This window comes from Phormidium sp. FACHB-592 (assembly GCF_014695795.1).
Lineage (GTDB): Bacteria > Cyanobacteriota > Cyanobacteriia > Leptolyngbyales > Leptolyngbyaceae > Stenomitos.
In genome coordinates this window covers 179,937-185,936 of record NZ_JACJOZ010000086.1, presented here as the reverse complement: position 1 = coordinate 185,936, position 6,000 = coordinate 179,937, and the positions used below count along the sequence as shown (strand labels likewise).

Here is a 6,000-nt window from a genome sequence, read left to right as displayed (position 1 = left end):
CTCATCGGTCAGGTCACTGTCGTAGTAAGGCTGACTCATATCCTCAAGCCATGTAGATGTCACTCTTCTGGTATCGCGCCTTTGTGACCGTAGTTGTCTTCTACTTCACATACATTTACAAACAGTTTCTTAGGAGCAAGACTTTGATAGCCTTTATATTTAGCTTTACCTTTGGGGAAGCAAGCAACAATCCTAGAGGATGTTTTAAAAACCCAGATTCTTGTAGTGCGGGCGACTAAATACTCCTAGCCCATACAGGGCGCTTCGCTACGGAGACGCTACGCGAACGCAGCTACAGAGACGCTAGCGTAGCCATGCCCAACGGGCGATAAACTGTCGCCGCAGGTTATAAAACCTTTGTCTTTCGGTAGTCCCCGTCGGCGAACTTTGTTGATGTAGTCGCAGTTTTAACTGCCAGACCCTTTTCAAACAGCCTCCAAGTGCCTGACTCATGATTGACTGCTGTTAGCTGTCGATCGCTCAAATCACTGCTTACCGTTCAATGGACTTCAAGGCTATAGTGCTTCTGTTCAGCCTCATACCAGCCTTATAGCGATCTCAGGCTATCTTTTACTTACTTTCCTGATCATCTACCTAAGTGGGCGGATATCTCCAATAAGGCTGAGTGGACGAATATCTCCACGAAGGAGTATCTTTATGATTGAAAGTAACCTGGAGTTAGAGAAGTAACACCACATGGGAGTCACTTACCAGCGAGTTGTGCTGAAGTTAAGCGGTGAAGCCCTCATGGGTGAGCTTTCTTACGGAATCGATCCAAACATTGTGCAAGACATCGCTCAAGAGGTTGCTGCTGTCACCGCTACTGGTGTACAAGTGGCGATCGTTGTGGGTGGTGGCAATATCTTTCGAGGAGTCAAGGGCGCTGCCGCTGGCATGGATCGCGCTACTGCTGACTACATCGGCATGATTGCGACGGTGATGAATGCCATGACGCTTCAGGATTCTCTGGAGCAAATCGGCGTTCCCACCCGCGTACAAACAGCAATTTCGATGCAGGAAGTTGCAGAACCGTACATTCGGCGACGTGCCATCCGGCATCTTGAAAAAGGGCGTGTAGTTATTTTTGGTGCGGGTTCTGGCAATCCGTTCTTTACGACTGATACAACGGCAGCACTCCGCGCAGCGGAAATCAGTGCTGATGTGTTGTTTAAGGCAACTAAAGTCGATGGCATTTATGACTCTGACCCAACTACTAATCCACAAGCACGTCGCTATAAAAGCCTTACCTATGGGCATATTCTTGCCCAAGATCTACGGGTGATGGACAGTACTGCCATATCCTTATGTAAGGACAACAATATTCCTATCATCGTGTTCGACCTCTCCGTTAAAGGAAATGTACGTCGAGCGGTGGCAGGGGAACAAATTGGAACGCTTGTCGGAGGTTCTTGTGAAGTTAGCTGACGTCGAAGACCATATGCAGAAGGCTGTTGAGTCTACTCAACGGTCCTTTAATACCATTCGCACCGGACGGGCGAACGCCTCTATTCTTGATCGCGTACAGGTGGAATATTACGGCGTGCCAACGCCGCTCAAAACGCTTGCAAACATTAGTACTCCTGATGCTTCGACGATTACGATACAGCCGTTCGATCGCAGTAGCCTTAGCTTGATTGAGCGATCGATTTCCCTCTCTGATGTGGGACTTACGCCCAATAACGATGGCTCCATTATTCGTCTGAATATTCCACCGTTAACGAGCGATCGGCGTAAAGAGTTCGTCAAAATTGCAGCGAAGTATGCGGAAGAAGGCAAAGTCTCCATTCGTAATATTCGACGCGATGCTGTTGACTCCATCCGCAAGCAGGAGAAAAACAGCGAACTTGCTGAAGATGAAGCCCGCGACCTGCAAGACAAAGTGCAGAAGCTAACGGACAAATATGTTGCCAAAGTCGACGAAACTCTTGCTAGCAAAGAGAAAGATATTATGACAGTGTAGTGAGCGGTCAGTAGTCAGCGGTCAGCAATCAGCCATGTCTTTAAGGCTAAAAGCTAGAAATTGAAAGTCGATCAAGCGGCTTTTTCTTGGCTTCAAGCCAGTGATGTTGCTAGAAGCTGATAGCTAACTACTGATAGCTATTTATGTCACGAACGAAATAACCCTGAAAGCTGACCGCTGTTAGCTGACCACTGAAAGTAGTTCTTGTGCAGGTCGCACAATATAGGCAACGTGCATCGGATAGCCGTCAGAGTAAATGGCATCAATCCGTTTGAGGGCGACCTCACGATCGTGATACGACCGAAGCGCGCGCTCTTGCCCGTTTGGATAGCGAATACAAAGTTCCCACATCGGTTTAGCCTCACCAAATTGGTTGCAGCGGATCTAAGCCGTCAGCTCTCTAAAGCTTTTGGCGATAGCTGTTTTCTAGCAATCAGTATTCTCTCGTTCTCGATCGAATGCTTCATGAAAGGTTTACGCCTTCATCCTAGGATTCTTATCGGAACTTTGCACTCCGTAGAACTGGTGAATTGCATAATTGAGGCAAATACGTACGATAGGGCATTTATCTCAAGTTGTCTGACGCTAAAACAGCCAGACCATTTGGCGCGAGCACCTGAGCATTGATAAGGATGGCATGATGTTTGACTGTATTGTTGTCGGAGCCGGTCCTGCTGGCGCGAGTGCTGCCTATCACTTGGCAAAGCGTGGACGATCGGTGCTGCTGCTAGAAAAGCAGTCTTTGCCTCGCTACAAGCCTTGTAGTGGAGGCGTTTCTCCCGCGATCGCTCAATGGTTTGACTTCGATTTTGCTCCAGCGATCGAGCGCAAAATTGAGAACATTTGCTACACCTGGAAGCTGGGCGATCCCGTTAATGCCAAGCTTCAAACCGCCGAGCCAATGTGGATGGTCAGCCGCAACGTCTTTGATCATTACTTGGTGCAACAAGCACAAAAGCAAGGTGCTGAACTGCGGGATAATACGGAAGCAACTGGCATCGAGTTTAAGAGTGATCACTGGCAAGTAAATACCGCTGGTGGTGCGGTTACTGGACGTTACCTCATTGCTGCCGATGGCGCGAAGGGACCCACAGCCAAATGGCTTGGTTTTAAAGCACCAAAGCAGAGATCGGGAGCAGTGCTAGAAGTGGCAGCGTCCAATGTTGATGCCGTCAACGCCTTTTTTGAATTTGGCATGGTCAAAAATGGCTATGTCTGGCGCTTTCCCAAAGCTGACGGCTACGCTCTGGGCATTGCAACCTTTAGAGGCAACGATCCTAACGACCTTAGCAAAACGCTGCTTGAGTATGCTCAAAAGTCCGGTATGGATGTGAAAACGGGGCAACTGACGACCCATCCCCTCTCCTTATGGGACGGCGACCAAACGCTGCACACGCAAAATGCGCTATTGGCAGGAGAAGCTGCCTGTGTGGTTGATCCATTCACAGCCGAAGGGATTCGTCCAGCTATTTTTACAGGGGTCAAAGCCGCAGGGGCGATCGACGAGGCGCTAGCTGGCAAGACTAATGCACTGCAAGGCTACACCGACCTCATCAGCAAGGAGTGGGGAGCTGACATGGTGTGGGCACAACGACTAGCAGGTGTGTTTTACCGGATTCCCAACATTGGTTACAAAGTTGGCATTAAACGCCCCTCAGCCACCGAACGGATTGGGCAAATTTTATGCGGTGAGTTGCGTTATGCCGATGTTGCTAATCGAGCGCTGAAGCGTCTTAGCAGCAGCTTAATTCCTGGTATGGGCTAAAGAGCGCCATTCTTTAGCGCTTGCTTGCCCGATATTTAATAGTTGGGCTTGTCTAAGCCCAAGATAACTTGCAGAGGTTTAGTCTATACAATCACATAGGGAATTGGTATAACAACCAAAAACGAACGACTTCTCATGTGGAACCATATTGCTGCCCAGATTAGCCAGGTGACGGGAAAGCAGTTTGCAAGCAGCGATCGCCGCTCTGTCGGTGGTGGGTGCATCAACCAGGGCTATGCACTGTCAGATAGTGATCGCACCTATTTCGTCAAGCTGAATCAAGCGTCTGAGCTTGCCATGTTTGAGGCAGAAGCGGCAGGATTGCGGCAACTGCAACGCACGGGCACCATTCGGGTGCCAACGCCCATCTGCTATGGGGCGGTCGGAGAAAGTGCCTATCTTGTTTTGGAGTGGCTACAGTTGGGGCGGGAAACTAGCGCTGCATGGGAAGCAATGGGGCAACAGCTTGCTGCACTCCATCAGACGAAAATAGTTGACACCTTTGGTTGGGAACGCCACAACACGATCGGTTCTACACCCCAAATTAATACCTGGACGACAAACTGGGCTGAGTTTTGGGTTAAACATCGTCTGGGCTACCAATTCCAATTAGCACAGCGTCGCGGCGGGCCTTTCCCAAAACAAGACCAACTTTTAACCTTAATCCCTGACTTACTAGCAGGGCATACACCGCAGCCATCGCTAGTACACGGTGATTTGTGGTCGGGCAATGCCGCTGTCACCCAAGCAGGAGAGCCTGTCATTTTTGATCCAGCAACGTATGTGGGCGATCGTGAAGTTGACCTGGCAATGACCGAACTATTTGGTGGCTTTCCCGCTGCTTTCTATCATGGCTATAACCAGGTTTTTCCACTTGATGAGGGCTATCAGCAGCGAAAACCGCTCTATAACCTTTATCACGTGCTTAATCACTTCAATTTGTTTGGCGGCAGCTACGAGTCACAGGCAAACCGCATGATCATGCAACTACTTGGCTAGAAGAAAGCTGGTAGCTAAAGCTGCGGTATAGCTTGACACGGCAGTTCTGACATCCGTTCTGCTTCTTTAGACCATGCCTCAGTAGAAAGCAGCACGCTAGCAGTATTAAGGCTCACCGGGTAAGGCGGTTCCTGCAATGGTAAACGAGAGTCTTTTGCTTTTGCTTTTACCAGGCTCACAACCCAGGGTATGAATGCTAAAAGTTCTTCCGGTAAAACTGTTAACTCAAAATGCCAGCCCTGATTAATCCCTTCATACGGTTGATCGCGCTTAAAAAACGTGATGCCGCCAGCGCCTTTGTTAATCGAAACCCGAAGAATGAAGGGGCGTTCAACTAACAGTTCATCCGGTGCTGTATAAGCATAAATGCTGACATAGTTTAACTGGGCATGATCGTCTACCCAGGAGGCAATAGAAGAGCTTCTGTTGTACGAACTGCCGCTTACTTTTACGGGTACGTTCATTGCGGCAGCAAAAAGCGTATAGAACTCGCGTCTCAAATTTGAAACCATTTGCACTGCTTCAGGAGTCACACGCTGTCTACGCCTCTAAAAATGTTTGCTCTAGATCAATGAAAGAAAAACCTGGTTTAATCCAGACGAAGCCAGCATCACGATGAAAGATGAATCGTTCTAAACAGTTAGCCGTTCGATCGTTTGCTGTTGCGCTTTTTTGAGAAAAAATTTGCGGCACGCTTGAGATGGGTCAGCCACATCTCGTCAATGGATGAAGGGGTAGATGAACGTGGCTTAGTGCTAGTAGAGACGGCTACATTTAAAATTAACGTTATGACACGAAGCAAAGCTGAAATGCGTACTGTTAGCTGGCACAAACCTAACCCTGAGCGGCTCAGGCTACTTTAGCTCAGGCTACTTGGTGAAAGCTGGCAACGATCGCCTGCACTAGCCTCATACTGGCTCCATTTTCAACCAAGTCAGAGAGAGTCAGCATCCTGCTCCATCTTAACTAAAAAGTCGGGATGCTTGGAGCAGGTTGCAGCCTAGGGCACTCAGTAAGCTATGTATTTTAGTAGCGAGAGCGCTGTCTGCGTTGCTTATGCTTAGCGATCGCTTTCCGCTTCTCTTTCTCTAGTGGGGTTTCAAAATGTCGCTTTTTCCGCATATCTTGAAAAATGCCTGCCTTAGAAACCTGACGCTTAAAGCGTCGTAGGGCAGACTCAATGCCTTCATTTTCGCCAACTACGATCTGGGTCATGCTTGTCCTCCGGTTGAACAGGTCGCTGCAAGCTACTGAACTTTAAGACAAGGGACTGAAG

The 6,000-nt window shown here is 48.8% G+C and carries 7 protein-coding genes; 4 read left to right on the top strand and 3 right to left on the bottom strand.

Annotation, left to right across the window (positions count from 1 at the left end; genetic code table 11):
- The first annotated feature begins 696 nt into the window (after positions 1–696).
- On the top strand, positions 697–1,425 hold the full coding sequence (gene pyrH / locus H6F86_RS24740) for a UMP kinase (protein WP_190452281.1): 729 nt from the start codon (positions 697–699) through the stop codon (positions 1,423–1,425).
- Positions 1,412–1,960, top strand: a complete 549-nt coding sequence (frr, locus tag H6F86_RS24735; RefSeq protein ID WP_190452280.1) for a ribosome recycling factor — start codon at positions 1,412–1,414, stop codon at positions 1,958–1,960. The genes pyrH and frr overlap by 14 nt, the downstream gene beginning before the upstream one ends.
- A gap of 180 nt (positions 1,961–2,140) precedes the next feature.
- Here frr and H6F86_RS24730 read toward each other — a convergent pair whose 3' ends face one another.
- On the bottom strand, positions 2,141–2,311 hold the full coding sequence (locus tag H6F86_RS24730; RefSeq protein ID WP_190452279.1) for a family 2 glycosyl transferase: 171 nt from the start codon (positions 2,309–2,311) through the stop codon (positions 2,141–2,143).
- Between the two features lie 289 nt (positions 2,312–2,600).
- Between H6F86_RS24730 and H6F86_RS24725 the strand changes: the two genes are divergently transcribed.
- Together H6F86_RS24725 and H6F86_RS24720 are read left to right on the top strand one after the other, a co-directional pair.
- Positions 2,601–3,725, top strand: a complete 1,125-nt coding sequence (locus H6F86_RS24725; RefSeq protein ID WP_190452310.1) for a geranylgeranyl reductase family protein — start codon at positions 2,601–2,603, stop codon at positions 3,723–3,725.
- 135 nt (positions 3,726–3,860) lie between these two features.
- A complete protein-coding gene (locus tag H6F86_RS24720; RefSeq protein ID WP_190452278.1) occupies positions 3,861–4,724 on the top strand; it encodes a fructosamine kinase family protein in 864 nt (287 codons plus the stop codon).
- Between the two features lie 14 nt (positions 4,725–4,738).
- On the opposite strand, the gene H6F86_RS24715 is transcribed toward H6F86_RS24720, so the two are convergent.
- Positions 4,739–5,257 (bottom strand): hypothetical protein, encoded by a 519-nt coding sequence (locus H6F86_RS24715; protein ID WP_347241052.1) that lies wholly within the window; start codon positions 5,255–5,257, stop codon positions 4,739–4,741.
- A gap of 493 nt (positions 5,258–5,750) precedes the next feature.
- Complete coding sequence (gene rpsU / locus H6F86_RS24710; RefSeq protein WP_106257393.1) at positions 5,751–5,939, bottom strand: 30S ribosomal protein S21; 189 nt, start codon at positions 5,937–5,939, stop codon at positions 5,751–5,753.
- Positions 5,940–6,000 lie beyond the last annotated feature (61 nt).

What these genes read in the sequence shown, in the direction of transcription:
- H6F86_RS24725 (WP_190452310.1), top strand. Translation starts at nt 2,601, where the DNA reads ATGTTTGACTGTATTGTTGTCGGAGCCGGTCCTGCTGGCGCGAGTGCT.
- H6F86_RS24730 (WP_190452279.1), bottom strand. Translation starts at nt 2,311, where the DNA reads ATGTGGGAACTTTGTATTCGCTATCCAAACGGGCAAGAGCGCGCGCTT.
- pyrH (WP_190452281.1), top strand. Translation starts at nt 697, where the DNA reads ATGGGAGTCACTTACCAGCGAGTTGTGCTGAAGTTAAGCGGTGAAGCC.
- H6F86_RS24720 (WP_190452278.1), top strand. Translation starts at nt 3,861, where the DNA reads ATGTGGAACCATATTGCTGCCCAGATTAGCCAGGTGACGGGAAAGCAG.
- rpsU (WP_106257393.1), bottom strand. Translation starts at nt 5,939, where the DNA reads ATGACCCAGATCGTAGTTGGCGAAAATGAAGGCATTGAGTCTGCCCTA.